At 64.7% G+C, this 24,242-nt stretch carries 26 protein-coding genes; 8 read left to right on the top strand and 18 right to left on the bottom strand.

Annotated elements, in window-relative coordinates; translation table 11 throughout:
* The first annotated feature begins 6 nt into the window (after positions 1–6).
* Positions 7–702, top strand: a complete 696-nt coding sequence (locus tag FJW06_RS03750) for a ribonuclease HII (protein WP_140748214.1) — start codon at positions 7–9, stop codon at positions 700–702.
* Positions 703–1,143: 441 nt separating this feature from the next.
* Here the strand turns inward: FJW06_RS03750 and FJW06_RS03745 are convergent, their stop codons facing one another.
* The 7 genes from FJW06_RS03745 to FJW06_RS03715 form a co-directional block, all read right to left on the bottom strand.
* A complete protein-coding gene (locus FJW06_RS03745; protein ID WP_040990995.1) occupies positions 1,144–1,635 on the bottom strand; it encodes a F0F1 ATP synthase subunit B in 492 nt (163 codons plus the stop codon).
* 11 nt (positions 1,636–1,646) lie between these two features.
* On the bottom strand, positions 1,647–2,228 hold the full coding sequence (locus FJW06_RS03740; RefSeq protein WP_140748211.1) for a F0F1 ATP synthase subunit B: 582 nt from the start codon (positions 2,226–2,228) through the stop codon (positions 1,647–1,649).
* Between the two features lie 61 nt (positions 2,229–2,289).
* Positions 2,290–2,514: a F0F1 ATP synthase subunit C gene (locus FJW06_RS03735; protein WP_027164582.1), complete on the bottom strand. Its 225-nt coding sequence runs from the start codon at positions 2,512–2,514 to the stop codon at positions 2,290–2,292.
* A gap of 75 nt (positions 2,515–2,589) precedes the next feature.
* Entirely contained in the window at positions 2,590–3,351 is a 762-nt protein-coding gene (locus FJW06_RS03730; protein ID WP_140748208.1) for a F0F1 ATP synthase subunit A, read from the bottom strand.
* A gap of 66 nt (positions 3,352–3,417) precedes the next feature.
* Complete coding sequence (locus FJW06_RS03725) at positions 3,418–3,810, bottom strand: AtpZ/AtpI family protein (protein WP_140748205.1); 393 nt, start codon at positions 3,808–3,810, stop codon at positions 3,418–3,420.
* A 391-nt stretch (positions 3,811–4,201) separates the two neighbouring features.
* Positions 4,202–5,383: a cell wall hydrolase gene (locus tag FJW06_RS03720; protein WP_140748202.1), complete on the bottom strand. Its 1,182-nt coding sequence runs from the start codon at positions 5,381–5,383 to the stop codon at positions 4,202–4,204.
* 173 nt (positions 5,384–5,556) lie between these two features.
* A complete protein-coding gene (locus FJW06_RS03715) occupies positions 5,557–6,834 on the bottom strand; it encodes an MFS transporter (protein WP_140748199.1) in 1,278 nt (425 codons plus the stop codon).
* A 115-nt stretch (positions 6,835–6,949) separates the two neighbouring features.
* On the opposite strand from FJW06_RS03715, the gene FJW06_RS03710 reads away from it, so the two are divergent.
* Positions 6,950–7,870: a LysR substrate-binding domain-containing protein gene (locus FJW06_RS03710; RefSeq protein ID WP_140748196.1), complete on the top strand. Its 921-nt coding sequence runs from the start codon at positions 6,950–6,952 to the stop codon at positions 7,868–7,870.
* 48 nt (positions 7,871–7,918) lie between these two features.
* Here FJW06_RS03710 and der read toward each other — a convergent pair whose 3' ends face one another.
* Together der and FJW06_RS03700 are read right to left on the bottom strand one after the other, a co-directional pair.
* Complete coding sequence (der, locus tag FJW06_RS03705) at positions 7,919–9,349, bottom strand: ribosome biogenesis GTPase Der (RefSeq protein ID WP_140748193.1); 1,431 nt, start codon at positions 9,347–9,349, stop codon at positions 7,919–7,921.
* Positions 9,350–9,416: 67 nt separating this feature from the next.
* On the bottom strand, positions 9,417–10,082 hold the full coding sequence (locus FJW06_RS03700; RefSeq protein ID WP_140748190.1) for a tetratricopeptide repeat protein: 666 nt from the start codon (positions 10,080–10,082) through the stop codon (positions 9,417–9,419).
* Between the two features lie 205 nt (positions 10,083–10,287).
* Here FJW06_RS03700 and FJW06_RS03695 point away from each other — a divergent pair, with 205 nt between their 5' ends.
* Positions 10,288–11,298, top strand: a complete 1,011-nt coding sequence (locus FJW06_RS03695; RefSeq protein WP_140748187.1) for a polysaccharide deacetylase family protein — start codon at positions 10,288–10,290, stop codon at positions 11,296–11,298.
* 16 nt (positions 11,299–11,314) lie between these two features.
* Here FJW06_RS03695 and sbmA read toward each other — a convergent pair whose 3' ends face one another.
* From sbmA to FJW06_RS03680, 3 genes are all read right to left on the bottom strand, one after another.
* A complete protein-coding gene (gene sbmA / locus FJW06_RS03690) occupies positions 11,315–12,592 on the bottom strand; it encodes a peptide antibiotic transporter SbmA (protein ID WP_140748184.1) in 1,278 nt (425 codons plus the stop codon).
* A gap of 122 nt (positions 12,593–12,714) precedes the next feature.
* The gene (locus tag FJW06_RS03685; protein ID WP_246674516.1) at positions 12,715–13,872 is read right to left on the bottom strand and encodes a YbfB/YjiJ family MFS transporter; all 1,158 of its coding nucleotides are present in this window, start codon (positions 13,870–13,872) and stop codon (positions 12,715–12,717) included.
* Positions 13,873–14,209: 337 nt separating this feature from the next.
* Positions 14,210–14,410: a hypothetical protein gene (locus FJW06_RS03680; protein ID WP_140748181.1), complete on the bottom strand. Its 201-nt coding sequence runs from the start codon at positions 14,408–14,410 to the stop codon at positions 14,210–14,212.
* 96 nt (positions 14,411–14,506) lie between these two features.
* Between FJW06_RS03680 and FJW06_RS03675 the strand changes: the two genes are divergently transcribed.
* From FJW06_RS03675 to FJW06_RS03665, 3 genes are all read left to right on the top strand, one after another.
* Complete coding sequence (locus FJW06_RS03675; RefSeq protein WP_140748177.1) at positions 14,507–15,421, top strand: LysR substrate-binding domain-containing protein; 915 nt, start codon at positions 14,507–14,509, stop codon at positions 15,419–15,421.
* Between the two features lie 142 nt (positions 15,422–15,563).
* The gene (locus FJW06_RS03670) at positions 15,564–16,820 is read left to right on the top strand and encodes an aminopeptidase (RefSeq protein ID WP_140748174.1); all 1,257 of its coding nucleotides are present in this window, start codon (positions 15,564–15,566) and stop codon (positions 16,818–16,820) included.
* Positions 16,821–16,921: 101 nt separating this feature from the next.
* The gene (locus FJW06_RS03665) at positions 16,922–17,272 is read left to right on the top strand and encodes a DUF488 domain-containing protein (RefSeq protein ID WP_140748171.1); all 351 of its coding nucleotides are present in this window, start codon (positions 16,922–16,924) and stop codon (positions 17,270–17,272) included.
* Positions 17,273–17,482: 210 nt separating this feature from the next.
* Here FJW06_RS03665 and FJW06_RS03655 read toward each other — a convergent pair whose 3' ends face one another.
* Positions 17,483–17,836: an ArsC family reductase gene (locus FJW06_RS03655; RefSeq protein ID WP_140748168.1), complete on the bottom strand. Its 354-nt coding sequence runs from the start codon at positions 17,834–17,836 to the stop codon at positions 17,483–17,485.
* Positions 17,837–18,009: 173 nt separating this feature from the next.
* Here FJW06_RS03655 and FJW06_RS03650 point away from each other — a divergent pair, with 173 nt between their 5' ends.
* Both FJW06_RS03650 and FJW06_RS03645 read left to right on the top strand, forming a co-directional pair.
* Complete coding sequence (locus tag FJW06_RS03650) at positions 18,010–18,363, top strand: metalloregulator ArsR/SmtB family transcription factor (protein WP_140748164.1); 354 nt, start codon at positions 18,010–18,012, stop codon at positions 18,361–18,363.
* Positions 18,360–18,839 carry an SRPBCC family protein gene (locus FJW06_RS03645; RefSeq protein ID WP_140748161.1) on the top strand — a complete coding sequence of 160 codons (480 nt, stop codon included), beginning with the start codon at positions 18,360–18,362 and terminating at the stop codon, positions 18,837–18,839. The genes FJW06_RS03650 and FJW06_RS03645 overlap by 4 nt, the downstream gene beginning before the upstream one ends.
* Before the next feature lie 90 nt (positions 18,840–18,929).
* Here the strand turns inward: FJW06_RS03645 and FJW06_RS03640 are convergent, their stop codons facing one another.
* The 5 genes from FJW06_RS03640 to ggt all read right to left on the bottom strand — a co-directional run bounded on the left by FJW06_RS03640 (position 18,930) and on the right by ggt (position 24,222).
* On the bottom strand, positions 18,930–19,283 hold the full coding sequence (locus tag FJW06_RS03640; protein ID WP_140748159.1) for a nuclear transport factor 2 family protein: 354 nt from the start codon (positions 19,281–19,283) through the stop codon (positions 18,930–18,932).
* Positions 19,284–19,370: 87 nt separating this feature from the next.
* Positions 19,371–19,982: a 2'-5' RNA ligase family protein gene (locus tag FJW06_RS03635; protein WP_140748156.1), complete on the bottom strand. Its 612-nt coding sequence runs from the start codon at positions 19,980–19,982 to the stop codon at positions 19,371–19,373.
* A 101-nt stretch (positions 19,983–20,083) separates the two neighbouring features.
* Positions 20,084–21,061, bottom strand: a complete 978-nt coding sequence (locus FJW06_RS03630; protein ID WP_140748153.1) for a 2-dehydropantoate 2-reductase — start codon at positions 21,059–21,061, stop codon at positions 20,084–20,086.
* Positions 21,061–22,590 carry an acyl--CoA ligase gene (locus tag FJW06_RS03625; RefSeq protein ID WP_140748150.1) on the bottom strand — a complete coding sequence of 510 codons (1,530 nt, stop codon included), beginning with the start codon at positions 22,588–22,590 and terminating at the stop codon, positions 21,061–21,063. Before FJW06_RS03625 ends, FJW06_RS03630 begins: the two co-directional genes overlap by 1 nt.
* 45 nt (positions 22,591–22,635) lie before the next feature.
* Positions 22,636–24,222: a gamma-glutamyltransferase gene (ggt, locus tag FJW06_RS03620; protein ID WP_140748147.1), complete on the bottom strand. Its 1,587-nt coding sequence runs from the start codon at positions 24,220–24,222 to the stop codon at positions 22,636–22,638.
* Between the last annotated feature and the right edge of the window lie 20 nt (positions 24,223–24,242).

The following is a 24,242-nucleotide window of genomic DNA, read 5'->3' as shown; positions in this document are numbered from 1 at the left end:
CGGACCATGGCTCGCGCGCGTTCCGATTCTCCGCTTCTCTTTGAAATGGTCGAGAAGCCCGACTTCTCGATCGAAACGAAGGCGATGGCGGACGGGCTGTGGCCGGTCGCCGGCATGGATGAAGCGGGTCGCGGTCCGCTCGCCGGCCCGGTGGTGGCCGCCGCGGTGGTGCTCAACCCCGCCAACATCCCGGAAGGCCTGGACGATTCCAAACGCCTCACCCATTTGCAGCGCGAGGCGCTGTTCCTGAAGATCCTCGGCTCGGCGCTCAGCGTCTCAATGGCCTCGATCAGCGCCGAAGGCATCGACAACAGCAACATCCTGAAGGCAAGCCTGGAAGCGATGCGTCGCGCCGCCGCGGGCCTCTCGCTGCAACCGAAACTCGCCTTGGCCGACGGCCGCGACGTTCCGCCCGGTCTCGCCTGCGAAGGCCGGGCGCTGATCAAGGGCGACCAACGCTCGCAGTCGATCGCCGCCGCCTCGATCGTGGCCAAGGTGATGCGCGACCGCATGATGTGCGGCTGCGGCGGACATCACGAGCATTATGGCTTCGAGGTGCATATGGGCTATGCGACGGTCCGGCACCGCACCGCAATCGAGATGCACGGGCCGGTGGCACGATTGCACCGGGCCTCGTTCGCGCCCTTCAGGCTGGGCGGGACGGAGGTGGTTGAGGAGGAGAGCCTGGCCGGGTTGGAGTAGCATAATCTCCCTCAATGTGATTACGGCTTGCAGACATCCTCTGTCACTGGCGTGACTGATCCGCGCAGGCTTGATTGCCACGTGGTTCCCCCAATCCGTCGCTGCTTCGCAGCGCCACCTTTCCCCCCTCCGGAGGGAAAGGAAGGGAGTCTTGCTGGACGAGCGTTGACGGCAAAAAGCTTGGCGCCTTTCCTCTCCCCCGTCGACCGGAGGAGAGGTGGCTCGGCGAAGCCGAGACGGAGTGCGGGTCGACCAGCGCTACATCAGACAATGCTGCGAAAAGCTGCCATGCACGCTATCGCCAATGACCAGCCGCTTGGAATGTGCATGCCGTGGCCCACTTTATGGGTGAGATCAGCAGTTCAGGCGCCCCGCCTTTCCGCCAACAAAAAAGCCGCCGGGTTGCCCAGGCGGCTTCATGTTAGCGGCTTCCGAACCAGCTCAGTTCAGCTTGGCCTTGACGTCGTTGAGCGCCGACTTGAACAGGTCCGCGCCGGCCTTGGCATCGACCTTGGCGGCGAGCAGCGCGCGGGCGGCTTCGACGGCGATGTCGACGGCCGAGGCGCGCACTTCGCTGACGGCCTCGCGCTCGGCCTGGCTGATCTTCTGCTCGGCAAGCGCGGTGCGCCGGGCGACATAGTCCTCGGTCTTCTTGGCCGCTTCGGAAGCGAGCAACTCGGCCTCGCGCTTGGCGGCGGCGACGATGTCGGCGGCCTCCTTCTCGGCTTCCTTGCGCTTCTGCTGATACTGGCCAAGCAGCTGCTGGGCTTCTTCGCGAAGCTTGCGCGCCTCCTCGAGCTCGGCGCTGATTTTGGCAGCGCGGGCGTCGAGCGACTTGGCGAGCATGCCCGGCACCTTCAGATAGATGACGGCCCCGAGAAAGATGAGCAGGGCGATTGTGGCCCAGAGCGTGGCGAGTGATGTGGCGTCCATGATCCCGCTCCTCACCGGCTCGCGGATTTGACCGCGGCCGCGATCTCGGACTTGTCGGTCTTGCCGCCGACAAGCGCCTCGACAATGGCCGATGTGGTGTCCTCGGCGATCGTGCCGACTTCCTTCATCGCCTTGGCCTTGATCGAGGCGATGCTCGCCTCGGCCTCGCCAAGCTTCTTCTCGAGCTCGGCCTCGAGCTTCTTGCGCGTGTCCTCGGCTTGCGCCTTGGCAGCGTCGTTCGCCTGCTGGCCGATCTTGTTGGCGTTGGCCTTGGCTTCCGCCAGTTCCTGCTCATAGGCCGCAACGGCGGCATCCGCCTCGCCCTTCAGCCTTGCGGCATGGTCGAGGTCCTGGGTGATACGGTCGTTGCGGACATCGATGATGCCGCCAAGACGCGGCATCACGACGCGCTTCAGGAACAGGTAGAAGAGCCCGAAGGTGATGACCAGCCACAGGATCTGCGACGGGAAGGTCTTGGCATCGAACGGCGGGAACGCTTCATGCTCCGCCGCAGGCACGGCGGTGCCTGCATGCGTATCGCCCTCGGCCGCGGCCGGCGCTGATTCTTGCGCATAGGCAGATGTCACGAACATCTCATTCCCCTGTCCATGGAACGGGGCCGCACCATGCGGCCCCTTTCGTCAGCCCTGGCTCTTACTTGAAGACCAGGAGCAGAGCGATCAGGAGCGAGAAGATGCCCAGAGCTTCGGTCACGGCGAAGCCGAAGATCAGGCGGCCGAACTGGCCGTCGGCAGCCGACGGGTTGCGGAGCGCGCCCGAGAGGTAGCTGCCGAAGATGTTGCCGAGGCCGATGCCCGCGCCGCCCATGCCGATGCAGGCGATACCAGCGCCGATAGCAGCTGCTGCAGTTGCGTCCATTTCAAAACTCCTGTGGTTTCTCTATTCGTTGCAGTTGGTACGTTGGGTATGCTGGCGCCGGGGCGCCGGTGAAAATCAGTGGCTCGGGTGCAGAGCGTCGTTCAGATACATGCAGGTCAGCACCGCGAACACATAGGCCTGCAGGAAGGCGACCAGCAGCTCGAGCGCGGAAAGCGCGACCGCCATCGCAAGCGGCAGGACCGAGCCGGCGATACCCAGGGCGCCAAACGCGCTGAGGCTGACGACGAAGCCCGAGAACACCTTCAGCGTGATGTGACCGGCCAGCATGTTGGCGAAAAGACGAACCGAGAGGCTGACCGGGCGCGAAACGAAGGAGATGACTTCGATCGCCACCACCAGCGGCAGAAGATAACCAGGCACGCCATGCGGCACGAACAGCTTGAGGAAGCCGAAGCCGTGCTTGGCGAAGCCGTAGACGATCACGGTGCCGATGACCAGGACCGCCAGGGTAAAGGTGACGATGATATGGCTGGTGACGGTGAAGAAATAGGGGAACAGGCCGATCAAATTGGCGACCAGCACGAACATGAACAGCGAGAACACCAGTGGAAAGAACTGCATGCCCTGCTTGCCGGCGGCATCGCGCAGCATGTTGCCGACGAATTCGTAGGCCATTTCGGAGATCGACTGCAGCCGGCCGGGGATAAGCGCGCGACTCGCCGTGCTCATATAGAGGAAGGCCGAGGCCAGCACGATCGTCACGACCATGAACAGGGAAGAGTTGGTGAACGAGACGTCGTAGCCGCCGATATGCAGCGGGATGATCGGATGGATCTGGAACTGGTGGATCGGATCGACCTTGTCAGCAGCAGCCACTTTAAATCCCCGTCAAAGCCACAACCGGCTTCTTAAGTTCACTTCAGCGCCTTGCGGCGCCCCACTTCATTCTTTCGGTTCGCGCGGCTTGCCGCCCTGGCCGAATTCGGATGCCAGTCCCGCCGAGCGCAGGACATTGAGAATACCTGCGCCAAAGCCCAGCAACAGGCCGACGATCAGACCCCAAGGCGCTGTTCCCGCCAGGCGGTCGATGATCCAGCCCAAGCCGACACCGACCACCACTCCGGCGATGAACTCGCTGGACAGTTTCAGCGCCTGACCGTAACCGGTCGCAGCTTTCGCTTCGTCTTTCCCCTCGAGCCGGTCCGTGCGTCTCGTCGCAAGCGATGCTTCGAGATCGCGCCGGCGGCGCTCAAGTTCGTCGTCGCGGATGGTGGCTTCTGGCTGCCTGCCGCGGCCGGTTTCTCCGGTTCCGTCTGGCCCGGTTTTGTTGGCCATCGCAACCCCCCTGCCCGGGCAGACGATTGCCGTCCGTCCGCTTCTAAAGTCGCCGGCAACATAGTTAGAGGGTCCGCGCCCGTCAAGCCACGGGCCGAACTTCCAAGCGATGTATTTTTGACAATTAAATCAATGATTTACCGAGGTGCGACATCGTGCCCTTCACGCCCGCGTGAGGTGACGGCGCGAATCCGCGCAACAAGGCGCGCCCGCCGGGGCACGCCAAGCGCCGGGAGAAAGACAGCCGCTCGCCTCGTTTAAGCGGCTCGGGTCGAGCCGTCTAAAGCGCGTCGCGATCTTTCAGCTTCGCTCCATGCGCTTCAGGTTTTGATTTCGCGCATGTCTTTGTCCCAAAACCGCTTACCACTTTCGGGAGACATGCTTTACCGGCTCAGTCCCAGCCGCCGCCATAGGTGCGGTAGAAGATGTGCAGGCCGATCCGGGTCATGCGCTGCATGGCGCGCGCCCAGCCGGGATGGACGTAGTTGGCATAATAATGCGTCGACGAGCCGACCTCGGGAATGAATATCTTGCCGGCGGTCACCGCCATGGCGACCTCCTGGGCGGTCTTGTAGGACTCCTGGTCGGTGATTGTCTTCTTCCTGCCATCGCAGGCGAAGGAGAACTGGCAGCGATTGAACCAGTCGTCGTTCTGGTAGACCACGCCGCAGATGGTCTTCGGATAGGCCGGGTTGCGGACGCGGTTGAGGATGACCTGCGCCACTGCGGCCTGGCCGCGCACCGGCTCGCTGCGCGCCTCGAAATAAATGCCCTTGGCGAGGCATTCCTGTTCCGGCTTGGAGAAGACGGCTGCCGGCAACGGAGTCTGCATCCAGGCGTGGTCACCCTTGCCCATCGGCGGAATGAAGCGACCGTTGTTCGGATCGTCCTGCAGCAGCGCCTCGAAGGGCGACGCCTTGGCGTAGTCGGGCGCCGACTGCGCATAGGCGGTGGCGAGGATGTCCGGCTTATCGTTGTTGACGAGAGCGACGAGAGCCGCCGGCAAAGCGGGATCTGGCTTCTTGTCCTCGCGCAGATGGAAGGCCTGGGCGATCTGCACTTCCTTGCCCTTTATGCCGGGCCTGGCGAAGGTAAGCTTCAGGCCGCTGTCCATTGCGGGGCGCATCAGCGAGGAGGTGCGCTCGAAGATCGAGCCGGCGCTGAAATTCTTGGGCGGCGCGACCGGCGAGACCTGGACGAGGCGGCCCTTCTTGTCGGCGCGCACGACGCGATCCTCATCGGGCGTCGCGCCGGCGGCGCTGCCCTTGCCGCGGAAGGCGACGGTGCCCACGCCTGCCAAATTGACGCCGGAGCCGGAGAGCGAACCGATGGTGGTGGAATCGACGAAAGGCATTTCGGCGGCATGCACCGAGCCGGCGGCGGATTTCTCAATATAGGCGTTCCAGCGGACGTTGGACGATTCCAGGCCGGAGATCAGGCTTGCCATGTCCTGATAGGCGACGGCCGACGGAAAACCGATCCAAATGCCGAGCCCGAGCACCAAAGGAGATAGGAAGGAACGTCTTTTCGCAACGGCGGCGGCGGCAAGCCGCATTGAAACGCGTCGATGCACGGAACTCTCCAGAACGCTACTGACCCCGGAGAGCCAAAATGAAGCATTAACCTTGATGCGGGGTTAACGACATCGATCATGTTCTTTTCATGTTTGAGGAAAGCCGGCTTGCAATTTTCGCGGCAGGCCAATGAAGAATCAGGCCCTGGGCGGGTGCATCAGCTTTGGCTGAATCAGGCCTGGCGCAGGAAGATGGGCCAGGCAAGTGCCGCGCCAACCGCCGCCGCCAGCCACACGCCCTGCCATGCGAAGACCACCAGCAGCCACGGAATGGCGATCGGCACAAGGCAAAAGCCGATGAACACAAAACTGTTGGCAAGGCTGAGCGCGGTCCCGACATGGCCGGCGCCGGCAAGCGTGGCAAGCTCGGTATAGGCGACGCCGTGCCAGGCGGAGACGGATAGGCCGGCGACCACGACCGTCAGCGGAAGCAGCGGCAGCAGCCACGGCGCGCCGGCGGCGCCGATCACCAGCAGCCATAGCACCAGGAAGGCAAATGCGCTCAACGCGCTGCAGAACTTCAGGAACGGGCGGCGGTTGCCGTGGCGATCGGTGAAGCGGCCGCTCCAGACCCGCATCACCATGGCGCCGGTCTGCACGGCGGCAAGGCTCGCGCTGGTCACAAAGGTGCCCATGCCGGCAAAGTCATGCAGGAAGACCGAGGCGAAGGTCAGCACCGCGACCTGCGGGAAGCAGAGCAGGCCGATGGCGGTCGACATGCGCCAGACCTCGACGTTGCGCAAGGGCGCCGGGCCGCTTGTGTCAGTGGCGGCGTGACCGCCGCTTCCCACCGGCGGCTCGTGCAGCCAACGCCAGGCAAACCAGGCCGAAAGCGCGGAGACGACGGCAAGCAGGCCGAAGACCGCGGCGAAGCCCAAGGCCAGCGCCAGGGAAGGCAGGACAAGCGCGCCCAGCCCGCCGCCGAGCGGCACCGCCGTCTGCCTGATGCTCATGGCAAAGCCGCGCTCGCCTTCGCCGAACCAGCCCATGATGGCGCGGCCGCTGGAACCGTTGACGCTGCCGCCGAGCAGGCCGGCGACGAGCAGGCTGGCCGACAGCAGCGCAACGCCGGGAACGGCTGTTTTCGTCGGCACGACGAGCAGCGCCATGATGAAAAGCCATGCAGCCGTTGCGCCGAGCCCGGTCAGAAGCACGCGGCGGTCGCCCCAACGGTCGGTGAGCACGCCCCAGGGCAGTTCGCTGAGCGCCACGCCGAGGCCGAGCAGCCCAAGCGCGAGGCCGAGCGAGGCATTGTCGAGATGGTAACCCTGGCGCATCACCACCGCGGTCGCCGGGATGCCGGAGAAGGTGGCTGAGAAGCCGGCATTGGCGGCAACGCCGATGCCCAAAACCTTCCAGCGATGATTGGGACCGAAGGCGCGGCGGACGGAAGAGGCGGCAATATCTGCTGCGGACGGCTGGCAGTCGTTGCGCGTGACGATGGCGGACATGATTCCATTCCCGTGACTGCCGGCTGGCGGCTTGACGGATGGGGTTTAGCGCCATAGCTTCATCCATAAAACCAGGAAGTTTTTGACCAACAATCCTGAAAATCAGGATAATCTCATGCGGCGCGTCACGTTCGATCTCGATGTCCTCAGAACCTTCGTCACCGGCATGGAGCTGGGCAGCTTCGCCAAGGCGGCCGAACGGCTGGGACGCTCGACGTCCGCCGTCAGCGCGCAATTGAAGAAGCTCGAGGAACAGGCGGATACGCCGATCTTCCGCAAGGCGGGGCGCGGTCTGGCATTGACCGAAGCCGGCGAGACCATGCTCGGCTATGCCCGGCGCTTGATCGAGCTCAACGACGAGGCGGTCTCCGCCATCCGCGATGTCGAGCTGGAGGGCTGGGTGCGGCTCGGCCTGCAGGAGGATTTCGGCGAGGCCGTGCTGCCGGACGTGCTCGGCCGCTTCGCCCGCGCCCATCCGAAGGTTCGGATCGAAGCGCGGATCGGGCGCAGCCACGAGCTTGCCGAGCGTGTCCTGTCCGGCAATCTCGACATTGCGCTCGCCTGGCATGACGGCACGAGCCTGCCCTACAGCCGGCATGTCGCCGATGTGCCGGCACGCTGGATCGGCCCGGCCAAGCCGATCGAGGCAGGCCCACGCCAGGGCGAGGCGCTGCCGCTGGTGGTGTTCGAGGCGCCTTGCCTCCTACGCACGGTCGCGACCGAGACGCTCGACCGCGCCGGCATGCCCTGGCGCATGGCTTTCTCCAGCCCCAGCCTCGGCGGCGTCTGGGCGGCGGTGGCGGCGGGTCTCGGCCTGACGATCCGCACCGATATCGGCCTGCCCGGCAATGTCAGGGCGATCGCGCCGGGCGCGCTGGGACTTCCGGCGCTGCCGATGATGGCGCTGCACCTGCACCAGAAGGACGCCGAGCTCGACCCGGTCGCGGCGCGGCTGGCGGCAATTCTTTTGCAGGCGGCGCTGGAGACGCTGCCGGAGGGAACGCGAGCCGGTGATGGGTTGCGAGAGGTTGCTTAGCTTTTTCGGACCGGCAGTGCTGCGGATCGAAGCGACGGAGAATAGACCTCACCGCTTCTTCGCCCTGCCGGCAAACGGATTGTCCGAGGTGCGCAGCGCCATGCGGATCGGCACGCCGGGCATGTCGAAGGCTTCGCGCAGGCTGTTGGTCAGGTAACGGACGTAGGATTGCGGCATCGCGTCCGGCCGCGAGCAGGAGACGACGAAGCCCGGCGGCCGGGTCTTGGCCTGGGTGACATATTTGATTTTCAGCCGGCGGCCGGCGACGGCGGGCGGCGGATGATGGGCTAGGATGCCTTCCAGCCAGCGGTTGAGCTTGCCGGTGGAGACGCGGCTGTTCCACACCCGGTGCGTCTTGATGACGCTTTCCATCAGCTTGTCCAGGCCGCGCCCGGTCTCGGCCGAGACCGTCACCGCCTGGATACCGCGCGCCTGCGGCAAGAGCCGCTCGGTCTTCTCGCGCAGCTCGGCCAGCAGTTCCTGCGGGTTGTCGATCAGGTCCCATTTGTTGAAGGCGATCACCGGCGCCCTGCCCTCGCGGATGATGAGATCGGCGATCTGCAGGTCCTGCTTCTCGAAGGGAATGGTGGCGTCGAGCACGATGATGACGATCTCGGCGAAGCGGATGGCGCGCAGGCCGTCCTGCACCGAGAGCTTTTCGAGTTTCTCCTGCACCTTCGACTTGCGCCGCATGCCGGCGGTATCGAAGAGCTTGATGCGGCGGCCGCGCCAGTCCCAGTCGACCGAGATCGAATCGCGCGTGATGCCGGCTTCCGGACCGGTGAGCAGCCGCTCCTCGCCGATCAGCGCATTGATCAGCGTCGACTTGCCGCCGTTCGGTCGGCCGACGACGGCGATGCGCAGCGGCTTGGTGTCGTCATAGGCGGGCTCGGCATCCGGGTCGGCGATGTCCTCGCCGATCAGCACCTCGCTGGCGGCGATCTCGCCACCATCGTCTTCCTCGTCCTCGCCGAGCGCGCGCGCTTCGCCCAAGGCTTCGACCACCGCATCGCGCAGGTCCGGCATGCCCTGGCCGTGCTCGGCCGAGACCGGGATCGGCTCGCCGAGGCCGAGTTCCCAAGCCTCCAGCAGCCCCCCTTGAGCGCCGCGCGCCTCGGCCTTGTTCGCGACCAGCACGACCGGCTTGCCGGATTTGCGCACCACCTCGGCGAAGGTGCGGTCGTCGGGCATCAGGCCGGATTTGGCATCCACCGTGAAGAAGATGAGGTCGGCCTCGCGGATGGCGATCTCGGTCTGCTGGCGCATGCGGCCGGGCAGCGTCGAGGCGGCCGCATCCTCGAAGCCGGCTGTATCGATGACGTCGAAATGGAGATCATAGAGTTTTGCGGCATGGACGCGGCGGTCGCGCGTCACGCCCGGCGTGTCGTCGACAAGCGCCAGCTTCTTTCCGACCAGCCGATTGAAAAGAGTCGATTTGCCGACGTTAGGCCGGCCGATGATGGCGACTTTGAAGCCCATCCAGTCTACCGTTTATTTTGCATGTCGTTTGTCCCAAAACCGCTGCGCACTTTTGGGCGACATGCAATCACGAAGCGTTGCCCGACCCGCGGATCAGCTCGGACATCAGCTGCGCCCGCTGGCGTACATTGCGCGGGGCGGCGTCGTCCGAGGAGATCTGGTCGAACAGTTTAAGCGCGTCCGCCGACTTGCCGTCCTTCCAGGCGGCAAGGCCGAGCGCCTCGCGCGCCGAATGGCGCAGCGGATTGGTGTCGGCGGTGAGCGCCTCGATGCGGCTGGAGACATCGGCGTAGGAACCGTGATCCACGAGCAGCAGCGCTGCCCTCAGCCGCGCGATATCGCGGATGCCGGCCGGAATGGCGTTGTCGGCGGCGACCTCGTCGAAATCCTTCACCGCGCCGTCGATGTCGCCCTTGTCGGCCTTGACGGTGGCGGCGCGCATGCGGGCGAGCAACGGATAGGCGCCGTAGCCGTCCTTCTCCAGTTGATCGAGCGCGGCGATCGCCTCGTCGTTCTTGCCGTCATTGGCAAGCTTGAGGGCCTGCGAGAAGGCGTCGCCCGAACGGTTGGCGCGGCTCTCGTCCCAGTAGCGGTAGCCGACGACGGCCGCCGTTCCCAGCACGATCAGGATGGCGATGCCGAGAATGGCCGGGCCGAAGCGATCCCACAGCGCGTGCGCCTGCTCGCGACGAATCTCTTCGTTGACTTCGCGGATAAAACTGTCGTCCGACATCAATCAAAAAACCATTGCTGCCCCGGAGGGGCGCTTCTTGAGCCCCGCGTTTTAGCGAAATTTTGCCGGCATGGAAGGGGGCGGGCCGGAAAATCGGCTGGGAGTGTACGGGGCCCACAGAGCCTGCCCGAACGCAACCACGCCACATTTGCGCGCGATAGCCCGCTTCCGATCAGCGGGAGACGCTCCCGCCAGAAGGTTGCCAATGCTTCGTTCGTACCGCGTCCTTGCATTCAGTCTCGCCTCGCTCGCCTCAGCCAATGCCGCCTTCGCCGATCCGCCGAAATCGCCAGCCGTGTCGCCGGCCAAACCCAAGCAAGTGGTGCTGATCTCGTTCGACGCCGCCCGCGAGATCTCGCAATGGCAACGCAGTCGGGCGCTGGCAAAGCGCACGGGCGCGCATTTCACCTATTTCCTATCCTGCGTCTTCCTGCTCTCGCCAGAGACGCGGCAGGACTATGCCGGCCCCGGCAAGGCCGCCGGCAAATCCAATGTCGGCTTCGGCGCCTCGAAACAGGAGGTCGCCGAGCGGCTGGAGCAGGTCGGGCTAGCCGCGGCCGAAGGCCACGACATCGGCAGCCATGCCTGCGGCCATTTCGACGGCAAGGACTGGAGCAAGGCAGACTGGCTGGCCGAATTCGCGTCCGCGCGGCGCATTTTCGAAAATGCCTATGCGATCAACGGCATCCCGGAACCGTCCGGCTGGCGCGATTTCGCGCGTCATGCGCAAGTGGGGTTCCGCGCGCCTTATCTCTCGACCGGCGCCGCACTTTACCAGGCCCTGCCCGAGGCCGGCTTCCAGTATGACGCCAGCGGTGTCTCGAAAGGCCCGGCCATCCCGCCGACGCTGAATGGCACGACCCGCTTCGCCCTGCCGCTTATCCCGGAGGGGCCGAAGGCGAAGCCTGTGGTCGCCATGGACTACAACCTCTACGTCCGCCACTCAGGCGGCGCCGAAAAGCCGGCCATGGCGGACGCATTCGCCGAGCGCGCCTATCAGGCCTTCCGCGCCGCGTTCGAAGCTCAATACAACGGCAAGCGCCTGCCGCTGGAGCTCGGCTTCCACTTCACGCTGATGAACAACGGCGCCTACTGGAACGCGCTCGAGCGCTTCGCCGGCGAGGTCTGCGTGATGCAACAAGTCGAATGCATCAGTTTCCGGGACTACGCCGCGCGCCAGCGCGCCGGCCAGACCCAGGCGAGCGTGGGCGGCTAACTGGACTGGCCGCGCTCTAGCTTACCGGCTGATCTTCGGGGCGCATTCCAGCTTGCTCGCGTTCTAGATAATGCTGATCGATAGCCGGCAGTTGCTCGCCCTGCAGCGTCGCTTCGAAGGCCCGCAAACGTTTGTGCACCGACTGCAGTTCGACAATCGTCGACCAGGAATTCAGTAGGAACTGCAGCGAATTCGTCACCTTGCCGAACGCGTTCGATATCTGGTTCAGGGCACCGAACGTGATCTTATGCGCAACCAGCGAGGGCCCGAGGATCAGCAACGAGAAGATGTTGTCGGCCTGCAGGTAGGTGTAACGAACGACGTTGAAATAGATGTAGTGGAAATAGAGCTTGAAATAATTGCGGCGGACATTGGCGAATAACTGGGTCGTCGTCGCCGGCTGAGCTCGGTCGGCATGATCTTCGCCATAGACGAGTTCCTTGCGATAGGCTGCCTCGACGCGCTGGTTGCGGAACTGCAGGCCCGGCAGCTTGAGACCCGCCACCATGACGGAAATCGTCCCGAACAGACACCAGCCCAATGCGGCAACGACCAGCGGCTGCGGGACCGTGCCGATGATCGGCAATTCGGTGATGTGGGCCTGCAGTTGAATCAAGACCGGCAGGAAGGCGATCAGGGTCATGATCGACTGGACGAAGGTCGAGCCGAGATCCTCCATGATCTGCGAGAAGCGCATCGTGTCTTCCTGAATACGCTGCGAAGCGCCCTCGATGTGGCGCAGCCGGCCCCAGTTGGCCATGAAGTAATCGTTCATCGCGGTGCGCCAGCGGAAGATCCAGTGGCTGACGATGAAGGCATTGACCACCTGCACATTCATGCCGACCAGCGCCAGCCAGGAGAAATCGGCCAACCCCTTGTAGAATTCCGTGTTGGTCGAGGGAGTCGTTCCCGACATCAGGCCCTGAACGTAGTCGAAGAAAGGACCGTACCAATTGTTGACCGCGACCGAGATCTGCACGTTGAAATAGATGAAGAACAGGATGACGGCGGTCATCAGGATCGACCAGTTCTGCCACGGATGCGGGGCATACCAGCTCCAGAATGCGTAGAAGATCGCCACGCAGGCTGCGAAATAGATGTAGAACCACAGGAACGGCTTCGACCACAGCACCGCGATGCCGATGATGGGCGGCGTGCCAGCCGCTGCCGCCGGCAGGCCGAAGACGGCGCCCAACTGCTCGCCGCCGAAGAACCAGAACAGGATCGCGGCAAGGCTCCAGACGGCGGCCGAGGTGAAGAAGAGCTTCGGCTGCGGGAAGAAGGATACGAACACTGTAGCGGGTTTCCTCGGTCTGACCGCAAATCAGCGGCGTTGCTGTTCGGCGGGCATAAGGTCACACATTAGGGGGAAAGAAAATGCCCTGCCCGATGCCCAGCCCCGAACAAGGCCGCAAATCATGGCGATTTTGGCGCGGCCGACCAGGCAATGACACCGGAGGCGAGCAGCGCAGCGGCCGCCATGATCGAGGCAAGGGTATAATTGCCCGAGGCCTGGGCGAGCAGGCCGGCGGCGATCGGGCCGACGATCTGGCCGAGCCCGAAGGCGGCGGTCATCACCGCGAAGATGCGGCGCGGCGCCCGCGGCGCGAGCTGCCTGCCCATCTGTATGCCGAGCGCCGTGATGGCGATGAAGGTGCCGCCGAGCAGGACGCCGGCAATTAGCGGTCCGGCGGCGCCCTTGACGAGGACGCTGGCGGTGACGCCGACCACCTCGATCAGGCAGGTCGCGGCGTAAGCGGCGTAGAGCCCGACGCGGCCGGCAAGCTTCTGCCAGAACCAGGTCGAGGGGAAGCCGGCAAGACCGGCGACCATCCAGACGGTGGCCTCGAAGACGCGTCCGCCGCCGCCCTGGCGGACGATGGCAACCAGGAACGTGGCCGTCACCACATAGCCGAAGCCGAACAGTCCGTACGCGACGATCATTTTCGTCAGGGACCTGTCCTTCGGCAACGCCGGCTCGCGGCCATCGACGCCATTGGCCGGCGTGGTCGAGCCTGCAAGCAGCATGACGACGACAAGGCCGACGGTCGAAAGCGCTCCGGACCAGAGCCAGCCGGCGGCCCAATCCGCATGCTCGGAGACGAGGATCGCCAGCAGCGCGGAGGAGACGGCTATGCCGAGGCCGACGCCGCCGAAATGCAGCGCCTGCAGATCGCCGCGCCCGGCCTCCGCCAGATGACTGAAGACGATGGAGGCCATGAACACCATGACGAAGGCGCTGGCGAGGCCGGCGAGGAAGCGGATGACGAGGAAGGCGACCATCGTCTCGGTGAGACCCATGAGGGCCGCGAGCACCGCGCTGGCGGCGAGGCCGGCGAACATCAGCATGCGCTCGCGGCCATGCGCCCAGCCACCGGCCGCGGCCAAAGCGCCGATGAGGTAGCCGAGATAGTTGGCGGAAGCGATCCAGCCGGCATCGGCCGGCGTCAAATGCAGCCCCTCCATCATGCCTGGCAGGATCGGCGTATAGACGAAGCGGCCGATGCCCTGGGCGACGGCGAGCGCGACCATGCCAGCGAGGGCAAGCCGCAAGGGAGATGGCGAGGCGTTCATTGCGGCGCACAATAAGTGCGGCGGGCGTTGTTACAATGCGCTTTTGTTGGGCCAGGCTGGCGATCCTAGGATGGACCGCCCGCATCGGATTGGCCAGAAATCCTCGACGTCAGCGCCGCCCTTCTCCCCGTATAGTCACGGGGAGAAGGACACCGGCAGCAACGCTGGCGCCACTCTGCAACGCCGGCGATTGGCGAAATCGCCGGCGCGAGCGGCCTTCTCCCCGTTCACGGGGAGAAGATGGCGGCAGCCAGATGAGGGGCGGCGCCGACACCCCCAGCACGGCGTACAAGGTCCGCGACAGTATCGCTTGATTTGCCGCTTTCCGTTCGAAGTTTCAGCGGCCAGCCGCTCCCATCATTTCATACACGGTGCGGCGGGCGGTCAGCCGGAACGGCATGTCGGCGAGCTCGCGTTCCGACATGGTGTCAAGCACAGGATGCGACAGCGGATCGGTGATCCAGCGGGCGATCTCGCCGTCATCGCGCGGCCTCGCCTCGGTGCCGGAAAACCCTTTCAGCAAGGATAAAATCTTCATCGGACCACCTCATGGCTCAAGCTATTCCATTTGAATTCTGCCCTTTCCTGTCGGGTTTCAATTGAGATTTCGATCCAGGCGCTTTAGAAAAACTGAATGGCAATGCTGAACCGCCTCCACCTTAACGGCCTGCGCGCCGTGGAAACCGTTGCCCGGCTGGGCTCCCTGGCGGCAGCGGCGGCGGAGCTGAACGTCTCGGTCAGCGCCGTCAGCCAGCAGGTCAAGCGCACGGAGAAGCAGCTAGGACAGGCGCTGTTCGAACGCACGCCGGGCGGGCTCGTGCCGACCGAGTTCGGCGCCGCCTTCACGGCACGGCTCAGCGCCGGCTTCCGAGAGCTCGCGCAGGCGGTGGCGCTGGCCGACGAGGCCAACGAATGCACGCTGGTCGTCTCGGTGGCGCCGGCCTTCGCCTCGAAATGGCTGCTGCCCAGGCTGTCGCGGCATTTCGCGCGGCATCCGAATGTGCTTTTGCGCATCGACGCCTCGGCCAGGGTAGCCGACCTCGACCGCTCCGACATCGATATCGCCATCCGGCTCGGCGACGGCAAATGGCCGGGCGACCGCGCCGAGCTTCTGCTTGCCCAGGAGGTGTTTCCGGTCTGCGCGCCCTCGATCGCGGCCAGGCTGAAATCCATCGGCGATCTGGCGAAGACCTGCGCCATCACCGACGAGCGGGCGATGTTCAGCTGGGACAGCTGGTTCGAGGCGGCCGGCGTCGAGCCCGTCACCTTCCAGAAAGGCGCGCGCTTCACCGATCCGATGCTTTGCCTGGAATCGGCGATCGCCGGCCACGGCGTGATGCTTGCCTGGCAGTTGCTGACCGCCGACGCGCTGGCCGACGGCCGGCTGGTCGCGCCTTTCGGAATCAGAGCCGAGAGCGGGCTCGGCTACTGGCTCGTGACCTCGGCCACCAAGAGCGAAAGCCGCAAGGTGCGCGACTTCAAGGCCTGGATCCGCGAGGAGATCGAGGCGACCATGGCGCAGTTCCGGGCGCTGGACAGCGCGGCCTGACCGCTCCGCATCTTCAATGCTGCCCATTTTTCGATAATGCGGTCCGTCATGCTTGAGAGCAGGCCCAGTCGATCGCGGTGGAAAGGTCAATCGCAGCGGTCTATGTAAGGATGAGAACCCCAACATAACGGCAGGCAGGATCATGACCACACATTCGCGCGGCGTTTCGGCAAGCATCGACCCGGTGAAGCTCGACCGGCTGGCCGAGGTCGCCGTCAAGGTCGGGCTGCAGTTGCAGCCCGGTCAGGACCTGGTGCTGACCTCCTCGATCGCGGCGCTGCCGCTGACCCGCCGCATCGTCGAGCACGCCTACAAGGCCGGCGCCGGGCTGGTGACGCCGATCTTCAACGACGACGAGATTACGCTGGCGCGCTTCCGCTACGGCGCGGATGCCGGTTTTGACCGCGCCGCCGGCTGGCTCTACGAAGGCATGGCGAAGGCCTTTTCCAACAATGCGGCGCGGCTCGCGGTGCGCGGCGAGGACCCGTCGCTGCTCTCGTCGCAGGACCCGGCCAAGGTGGCGCGCGCCAACAAGGCCAACTCGATGGCCTACCAGCCGGCGCTGGAGAAGATCACCGGCTTCGACATCAACTGGAACATCGTTGCCTATCCCGACCTTGCCTGGGCTCGCCAGGTGTTCCCCGGCGAGCCGGACGATGTCGCGGTGGTGAAGTTCGCCGACGCGATCTTCTCGGCCTCGCGGGTCGACGTCGAGGATCCGATCGGCAACTGGAAGGCGCACAACGCCGCCTTGGCCGAGCGCACGAAGTGGCTCAACGAGCACAGTTTCCACGCATTGCATTTCACCGGACCGGGCACGGATCTCACCGTCGGACTGGCGGATGGCCATGAATGGATGGGCGGCGCTTCGACGGCGAAGAACGGCATCACCTGCAACCCCAATATCCCCACCGAAGAAGTCTTCACCACGCCGCACGCAAGGCGCGTCGAGGGCCACGTCTCCTCGACCAAGCCGCTCTCCTACCAGGGCACGCTGATCGACGACATCTCGGTGCGCTTCGAGGGCGGGCGGATCGTCGAGGCCAAGGCGTCGAAAGGCGAGGACGTGCTGAAGAAGGTGCTCGACACCGACGAGGGCGCGCGCCGTCTCGGCGAGGTGGCGCTGGTGCCGCATTCCTCGCCGATCTCGAAGAGCGGGCTTCTTTTCTTCAACACGCTGTTCGACGAGAACGCCGCCTGCCACATCGCGCTCGGCCAGTGCTATTCGAAATGCTTCGTCAACGGCGCCTCGCTCAGCCAGGACGAGATCGCGACGCGCGGCGGCAACAAGAGCTTCATCCATATCGACTGGATGATCGGCTCGGACAAGATCGACATCGACGGCGTCGCCAAGGACGGCAGCCGCGTGCCGGTGATGCGCAAGGGCGAGTGGGCGTAACGGTACTTTTGTTGGCGCAATTCCGAACGGACGGCCACGGCGAAGTTGCCGAGCCCAACCGCTGCACACTTTTCCGGGAATTGCTTGGCAAGGAGGCGTAAGTGGCCTTCGACGTTGCGATGAAGCGAGTATATGAACCGCCGGCGAAAGCGGACGGCCAGCGGGTGCTGGTCGACCGGATCTGGCCGCGCGGCGTCAGCAAGAAGGACGCCGAACTGACGCTGTGGCTGAAGGAGATCGCCCCGAGCGACGATCTGCGCAAATGGTTCGGACACGAGCCGGAGCGCTGGCCGGAATTCAAGAAGCGATATCGGGCCGAGCTCGACGCCAACACGGAAGCGGTGGCGCAGCTGCGTGGTCTGGTGCGCGAGGGCAAGGTGACTCTGCTTTACGGCGCGCATGACGAGGCGCACAACAACGCGGTGGCGCTGGCGGAATACCTACAGGCGTAAACGTTGAGATGCTGGCGGGACAGCGCCCCCCTCTGTCCTGCCGGACATCTCCCCCACTTGGGGGAGATTGGCAGTTTTGGCGCCGGCACCCATCCTGCAATGTCGGAGATTGGCGAAAGCCGGCGCGAGAGCTGATCTCCCCCCTTGTGGGGGAGATGTCCGGCAGGACAGAGGGGGGCGCGAAGGAGCGCGACTGACGAAGATCGAACCTTACTTGCCACCAACCGCCTCCTCGTAAACCTCCGGCTTGAACCCCACCAACACCCGATCTCCCACCTCCAGCACAGGCCGCTTGATCATCGTCGGCTTGGCGAGCATCAGCTTTCTTGCCTTCTTCTCGTCGAGCTCGGCCTTGTCCGCTTCCGGCAGCTCGCGAAAGGTGGTGCTGCCCTTGTTGAGCAGCTTTTCCCAGCCGACCTTGCCGACCCAGCCGTTCAGCTTGCCAGCCTCGATCCCCTCGGCCCGGTAGTCATGAAAGCGATAGGGCACGTCATGGCTTTCCAGCCAGACCCGCGCCTTCTTGATCGTGTCGCAGGTGGTGATGCCGTACATGGTGATGGTCAAGGCGGGCCTCTCTCGGATGGAGATTCGAATCCGGCGGAAGCCTAGGCCGGCCCTACAGGCTTTGCCAGCGCCTTTGCTCCGGTGCGATTTTGGCTCTTGCCAATACTAAGGTTTTTTCCTAAGTATTTCCCCAAGGATCGCCCAACCGCCGGCCGGTCTTGGAAGGAACAGCTATGAGCCTGCAAACAGCAAGCCAGAACCCGCCGCCCATCGACGGCATCTTTCGCGCGCTGGCCGACCCGACGCGCCGGCGCGTGGTGGAGCGGCTGAACAGGAGCCCTGCCTCGGTCAGCGAGCTGGCCGAGCCCTTCGGCATGGCGCTGCCCTCCTTCGTCGAGCACCTGAAGGTGCTGGAAGGTTGCGGGCTGGTGCAGTCGCAAAAGGCCGGGCGCGTCAGGACTTACAGTCTGTCGCCCGAGCCGCTGAAGCTTGCCGAAAACTGGCTCGCCGAGCAGCGCGCGCTGTGGGAGCGCCGCCTCGACCAGTTCGACGCCTATGTGATGAGCCTCAAGGAGAGTGAAAAGTGAGCTGTCCATTCAAGCCGAACCCGAAACTGGACCTGACGCTGGAGCGCTTTCTCGACGCGCCACGCGAGCTCTTGTGGCGCGCCTGGACGCGGCCGGAGCATGTCAAGCAGTGGTTCACGCCGAAGCCGTGGATCATCACCGATTGCGAGATCGACCTCAGGCCCGGAGGCCTGTTCCGCACGCGCATGCAATCGCCCGACGGCAACGAGGTCAGCGACCGTCACTGCTGCTATCTGGAGGTCGTGCCGAACGAGCGGCTGGTGTGGACCGACGCGCTGCTGCCGGGCTACCGGCCATCTGGCGAGCCCTTCATCACCGCGGTCATCGCACTGACGCCGGAGGGCAAAGGCACGCGCTACACCGCCACCGCCATCCACCGCGACGAGGCGACGCGCGACAGCCACGAGGAGATGGGTTTCTTCGACGGCTGGGGCACGGTGGCCGACCAGCTGGCGGAGTACGTGAAGACGATTTGATAAGCTGCATGGCGGCTCGGGTATCATCCGAGGCCGTCATGCCTGATTTTCTAAATCATGCCGCAAAGGACGTTCGCAGCCCAGCAAGCCTCAGTAGTAGAACCGCTCTTCGGTGATCTTGCCGTTCTTGACGGTGTAGAGGCCGACCTCATCCATCTTGACGCATTCGCCGGTGGATTTGGGCGTGATATCGAAGCTGAAGCGCAAGGCGAACTGGTCGCCATTGACGTATGGCCCCTCGACCGAACCGCCATGAACCTCGTGGTTCGCTTCCCACCACTCGCCCTTCTGCTTGACGGCTTCCTTGCCGCTGCAGACGGCCATCGGGCCTTCCATCGCTTCGTAGCTGACGATGTCGTCGGCATTGTATTTCGCGGCAGCGCCGTGGCTGTCGCCCCGCTTGAGGAGCTCGGTGAAATCTTTGGCAATTTCCGCAGTGGTCATGATTTCCTCCCGGTTTGGACCAGACATCAAGTAGGTACCGATCGTTCGCCTGCCACCGACGTCCGGCTCCGCAGGTGACAAATCGTGTCAGCATGACGCGGCCATCAGCGGCCAGCGACTCAGGTCTTTGTAGATCGTCAGGCCGCGCAGGCTGTGAATGAGGACGAACTCCCTTGCTACAAAGCCGATTGGCTCGATCGGCTGCCTGGGGACGAATTTCTCGTCATAGGCAAGCGTCATATGCGGGACGAAGTGATCCGCCGATTTGAGACCATTTGCTTTCATGGCGGTGCCAATCAACCGGCTGAGTTCGCAGACCGGCCCATCGTCTGCCAAAAGCACGAACGGACGCGATGGCGGCCTGCCTTTTGCCGCCGGGCGGCCGGGAAAACTTACGGCATGGCTAAACGTGACTTCAAACGCCGGCATTTCAACCATCCGGCCGGCCCGCTTGGCCGCGAATTCGATTTTCGATCCAAGTCTTTTGTAGTCGCCCACATGCTGTTGAGTGACGTGAAATCGCTCTTTCAGCAGCACCGTCCCGGTTATCCCGTTAAGATCACACAGATGTCTCTGCAACGACCAAAACGCAGCACGATCCTTTGCCTGCAAAAACAGCGCAAAGAACACCCGGTCCGGCCGCTTCGGCTGCAGTGGGGGAACTGGAATACCGAAATCAAACTCTTGCTGCCGAGACATCCGTACTCGTTCGGCCGAGAACGCTCCTGTTAAGCTCACGATAAGAACAAAACAGGAACGTTGGCAAGAGTCAAGAGCCGGCGATCTTCACGTCTATGAAGTCAATAACACCCGCGCTCGATCGCCAGCCGCCGCACCAGCGCCAGCACGGTGTCGATGGTCGGCGTCGGTTGACCGGTCAGGCGGCCGAGTTCCTGCACCGCAGTGACCAGCGCATCGATTTCCATCGGGCGGCCACGCTCGAGGTCCTGCAGCATCGAGGTCTTGTGCTCGCCGACATCGCCGGCGCCCTTGATGCGCCGGTCGACAGGGATGAGGAAACGAACGCCGAGGCGCTCACCAATCGCCTGCGCCTCCAGCATCATGGCGCGGGCGACGGCGCGCGTGGTTTCATCGCCGACGATCGCCGCAAGCGTGCTGCCGGTCAGCGCCGAGACCGGGTTGAAGGAGAGATTGCCCCAAAGCTTCACCCAGATTTCCGAGCGGATGTCCTCGCGCACCGGCGCCTGCAGCCCGGCCTTGACCATTTCGCGGGCAAGCGCTGTCACGCGCTCGCTCTTCTCCCCCGACGGCTCGCCCAGCGAGAAGCGCGTGCCTTCGACATGGCGGATCAGGCCGGGGGCATCGACCTCGACGGCCGGATAGACGACGGAACCGATCACACGTTCCGGCCCGATGCGCTGCCATATCGCACCACCCGGATCGACAGCATCGAGCCGCGCGCTTTCGAGCGCGCCGCCCGCCCTGTGGAAATACCACCAGGGCACGCCGTTCTGCATGGTGACGACGGCTGTCCCCTCGCCCAGCAGAGGTGCTATCTCATCAAGCGCCGGCGCCACCGAATGCGCCTTCAGTGCCAGCACGACATAATCCTGCACGCCGAGTTCTTGCGCACGAGAGGCAGCCCGCACCGAAGCCACGGTTTCCTTGCCGTCCTCGATCAAGCGAAGTCCGCCGGCCTTGATGGCTTCCAGATGCGCGCCGCGCGCCACGATCGACAGATCGACTTGGCCGGCGATCGCCAGCTTGGCGGCCAGGTAGCCGCCGATCGCGCCGGCGCCAAAGACAGTGATGCGCATCAGCCGAGCCCGAGCTTGGCCGCGAGACCGATGCGCTGCAGCTTGCCGGTGGCACCCTTCGGAATCTCGTCGAGGATCACCACCTTGCGCGGCACCTTGAAATCGGCGAGCCGCGTCGACGCAAAGCCGCGGATGTCGGCCTCGCTGGCGCTCTGGCCTTCGCGCAGCACGATGGCAGACGCGACCTCTTCACCCAGCTTGTCGTGCGGCATGGCGAAGGTGACGACCTGGGCCACCGCCGGATGATCCATCAGCACCTCATCGACCTCGAGCGGCGAGATCTTTTCGCCGCCGCGGTTGATGATCTCCTTCAGCCGGCCGGTGACGCGCAGGTAGTTGTCCTCGTCGAGCACGCCCTGGTCGCCGGTGTGGAACCAGCCATGCGCGAAGGCGCTGGCATTGGCGTCGGGGTTCTTCTCGTAGCCGGCGGTGACGTTCGGGCCGCGAATGACGATCTCGCCGATCTCACCGGGTTTGAGCAATCGCCCGTCCGGCGCCATGACGGCGACCTCCGGGCCGGCCGACGCGCCGACGCTGCCGGGCTTGCGCAGTCCGGGCGGCAGGCGATTGGACGCCATCTGATGCGCCGCCTCAGTCATGCCATAGGCCTCGATGACCGGGCAGCCGAAGGTCTTCTCCAACTCGGCCATGACCTGCGCCGGCAATGACGCGGAGGAAGAGCGGATGAAGCGCAGCTTCGCCTCGGCGAGCTGTTCGGGATTGCGGGCGGCGCGCGGCAGGATCGCCTGATGCATGGTGGGCACGGCCGTGTACCAGCTTGGCTTGGCCTCGCTCAGCCACTGGAAAAAACGCAGCGCGTTGAAGCCGGGCGTGCAGAAGACGCTGCCGCCGGCTGCAAGCGAGGACAGCACCGCCGCGATCAGGCCATGGATATGGAAGAGCGGCATGATGTTGAGGCAGCGATCGGCCGGGGTCAAACCGAGCGTCGCGCCGATATGCGCGGCCGAAGCGGCGAGATTGGCGTGGCTGAGCGGCACGAGTTTTGGGCGCGATGTGGTGCCGGAAGTGTGCAGAAGGAGCGCTGTGTCACTGTCCTTAGCCAAGCCGGATGCGGCCGGTAATCCAACGGGCTCGCCCTCGATCGTGAACGTGCCGGCCGAGGATCCTTCAGGCACGACCAGACGCAGCACGGGGATGCCGAGGCGCTCGGCGACTTCGACCGAGGGACCTGCCTCGTCGTTGCTGACAAGGATCGCCTTGACGCCGATATCGGTCAGATAGAAATCAAGCTCATCGGCGCGGTAGGCCGGATTGAGCGGAGCGGTGGACGCGGCCGCCGCCACGGCGATGAAGGCCGTGGCCATTTCCGGACCATTCGGCAGCACGATGGCGACGCGATCGCCCCGGCCGATGCCGAGCGCGTTGAGCCGTGCCACAGTAGCGCGGATCAGGCGGCGCAGCCCGCCATGCGTGAGGGCTGCCCGTTCGGGCGCGGCGATGGCCGGCGCCTCGTCGGCGCCGGGGGCAAGACGACGGGCGAGATCGGTGGCGTTTTCGCTGTTTGTCATGGTTCCGGACTATGTTTCGAACGATCGGCCGATGTCCAGCGCTGCTCAATATCCGAGCGCCAGCCCGTCCTTGCGCGGATCGGAGGCGCCGGTCAGCGTGCCCTTTTCCCAATCGATGAGCACCGCCTGTCCGCCGCCCAGCGGATGGCCGGGCTCGACAACACGATGACCACGCCGGCGCAGGCCTTCCACGGCGTCGGGGTGCACGCTTCGCTCGGCCTCGACGACCTCGTGGTTGTAGAAGACACGCGCCGCATCGATCGCCTGCTGCGGGTCCATGCCGAAGTCGATCATGTTGGTCAAAAGATGCACATGGCCGAACGGCTGGTAACCGCCGCCCATGACGCCGAAGGGCATCATCGCGCGGCCGTTCTTCGTCATCATGCCCGGCATGATCGTGTGCATCGGCCGCTTGCCGGGCGCGATCGCGTTCGGGTGCTTCGGATCGAGACGGAAGCTCGAACCGCGGTTCTGCAGCACCACCCCTGTCTTCGGGCCGACGACGCCGCTGCCGAAGGAATAGTAGGTCGAGTTGATGAAGCTCACCGCGTTGCGGTCGCGGTCGACGACGGAGATATAAACCGTGTCGCTGCCCGGAAGATCGAGACGCGGCAGATGGGTCATGGCGCGCTCGGGGTCGATCGCTGCGCGCAAGCTGTCGGCATAGGCGGCAGAGAGCAGCCCCTTGACCGGAACGTCGACATGATCCTGGTCGGCGAAGAACGCGTCGCGATCCTGATAGGCGAGCCGGCCGGCCTCGATCTCGATGTGCAGGCGCTCGGCGCCTTCGGGATCGAGCGTGCCGAGGTCGAAGCCCGACAGCAGGTTCAGCATCAGAAGCGCGGTCAGGCCCTGATTGTTGGGCGGCATCTGGTGGATGTCGTAGCCGCGGTAAATGGTGCTGACCGGGGTGCGGTAATCGCCCTTCGTGGCGGCGAAATCGTCGAGCGTATGCAGCCCGCCGAGCGCGCGAAGTCGGCCGACGAGGTCGTCCGCGACCGCGCCTTCATAGAAACCGGCGCGGCCTTTTTTCGCGATGACGCGCAAGGTCTCCGCCAGTTCCGGCTGGCGATGGATGTCTCCCGCCTTCGGCGGCTTGCCGCCCGGCAGGAAGATGCGCCTCGCCACCTCGTCAGCCGACAGGTCGGTCTCGGGCTCATGCCAGTCGAAGGCGACGCGGTCGTGCACGACATAACCTTCTTCCGCGTATCGGATGGCCGGCGCGAGCGCATCGGCCAAACCCTTGCGACCGTGATCCTCCAACAACCGGCACCAGGCGTCGACGGCGCCGGGGATGGTGACCGCGTGCGGGCCTTGCTTCGGGAGTTCGTCGAAACCCTTGTCCAGATACCAGTCGACCGTAGCGGCGGCGGGTGCGCGGCCCGAGCCGTTGAAGGCGATCACCTCGCCCTGCCCCTTCGGACAATAGAGGACAAAACAGTCGCCGCCGATGCCGGTCGATTGCGGCTCGACCACGGCCTGCACCGCGGCCGCGCAAACCGCGGCGTCCATGGCGTTGCCGCCGGAGCGCAGCATGTCGATGGCCGCAAGCGTGGCAAGCGGATGCGAGGTCGCGGCCATGGCCTCGGTGGTGCGGACCGGCGAGCGGCCGGGGAACTGGAAGTCACGCATGCTGTTCAAGGTATCCCTGT

The organism is Mesorhizobium sp. B4-1-3 (assembly GCF_006439355.1).
Classification (GTDB): Bacteria; Pseudomonadota; Alphaproteobacteria; order Rhizobiales; family Rhizobiaceae; genus Mesorhizobium.
Note: the sequence above shows the minus strand (reverse complement) of the source record. Positions and strands in the feature narration are given on the sequence as shown.

Excerpts from the sequence above, each read along its gene's own strand:
- FJW06_RS03750 (WP_140748214.1), top strand. The coding sequence starts at position 7 with ATGGCTCGCGCGCGTTCCGATTCTCCGCTTCTCTTTGAAATGGTCGAG.
- FJW06_RS03745 (WP_040990995.1), bottom strand. The coding sequence starts at position 1,635 with ATGGACGCCACATCACTCGCCACGCTCTGGGCCACAATCGCCCTGCTC.
- FJW06_RS03740 (WP_140748211.1), bottom strand. The coding sequence starts at position 2,228 with ATGTTCGTGACATCTGCCTATGCGCAAGAATCAGCGCCGGCCGCGGCC.
- FJW06_RS03735 (WP_027164582.1), bottom strand. The coding sequence starts at position 2,514 with ATGGACGCAACTGCAGCAGCTGCTATCGGCGCTGGTATCGCCTGCATC.
- FJW06_RS03725 (WP_140748205.1), bottom strand. The coding sequence starts at position 3,810 with ATGGCCAACAAAACCGGGCCAGACGGAACCGGAGAAACCGGCCGCGGC.
- FJW06_RS03715 (WP_140748199.1), bottom strand. The coding sequence starts at position 6,834 with ATGTCCGCCATCGTCACGCGCAACGACTGCCAGCCGTCCGCAGCAGAT.
- FJW06_RS03710 (WP_140748196.1), top strand. The coding sequence starts at position 6,950 with ATGCGGCGCGTCACGTTCGATCTCGATGTCCTCAGAACCTTCGTCACC.
- der (WP_140748193.1), bottom strand. The coding sequence starts at position 9,349 with ATGGGCTTCAAAGTCGCCATCATCGGCCGGCCTAACGTCGGCAAATCG.
- FJW06_RS03700 (WP_140748190.1), bottom strand. The coding sequence starts at position 10,082 with ATGTCGGACGACAGTTTTATCCGCGAAGTCAACGAAGAGATTCGTCGC.
- FJW06_RS03695 (WP_140748187.1), top strand. The coding sequence starts at position 10,288 with ATGCTTCGTTCGTACCGCGTCCTTGCATTCAGTCTCGCCTCGCTCGCC.
- FJW06_RS03685 (WP_246674516.1), bottom strand. The coding sequence starts at position 13,872 with ATGAACGCCTCGCCATCTCCCTTGCGGCTTGCCCTCGCTGGCATGGTC.
- FJW06_RS03680 (WP_140748181.1), bottom strand. The coding sequence starts at position 14,410 with ATGAAGATTTTATCCTTGCTGAAAGGGTTTTCCGGCACCGAGGCGAGG.
- FJW06_RS03675 (WP_140748177.1), top strand. The coding sequence starts at position 14,507 with ATGGCAATGCTGAACCGCCTCCACCTTAACGGCCTGCGCGCCGTGGAA.
- FJW06_RS03670 (WP_140748174.1), top strand. The coding sequence starts at position 15,564 with ATGACCACACATTCGCGCGGCGTTTCGGCAAGCATCGACCCGGTGAAG.
- FJW06_RS03650 (WP_140748164.1), top strand. The coding sequence starts at position 18,010 with ATGAGCCTGCAAACAGCAAGCCAGAACCCGCCGCCCATCGACGGCATC.
- FJW06_RS03640 (WP_140748159.1), bottom strand. The coding sequence starts at position 19,283 with ATGACCACTGCGGAAATTGCCAAAGATTTCACCGAGCTCCTCAAGCGG.
- FJW06_RS03635 (WP_140748156.1), bottom strand. The coding sequence starts at position 19,982 with ATGTCTCGGCAGCAAGAGTTTGATTTCGGTATTCCAGTTCCCCCACTG.
- FJW06_RS03630 (WP_140748153.1), bottom strand. The coding sequence starts at position 21,061 with ATGCGCATCACTGTCTTTGGCGCCGGCGCGATCGGCGGCTACCTGGCC.
- FJW06_RS03625 (WP_140748150.1), bottom strand. The coding sequence starts at position 22,590 with ATGACAAACAGCGAAAACGCCACCGATCTCGCCCGTCGTCTTGCCCCC.
- ggt (WP_140748147.1), bottom strand. The coding sequence starts at position 24,222 with ATGCGTGACTTCCAGTTCCCCGGCCGCTCGCCGGTCCGCACCACCGAG.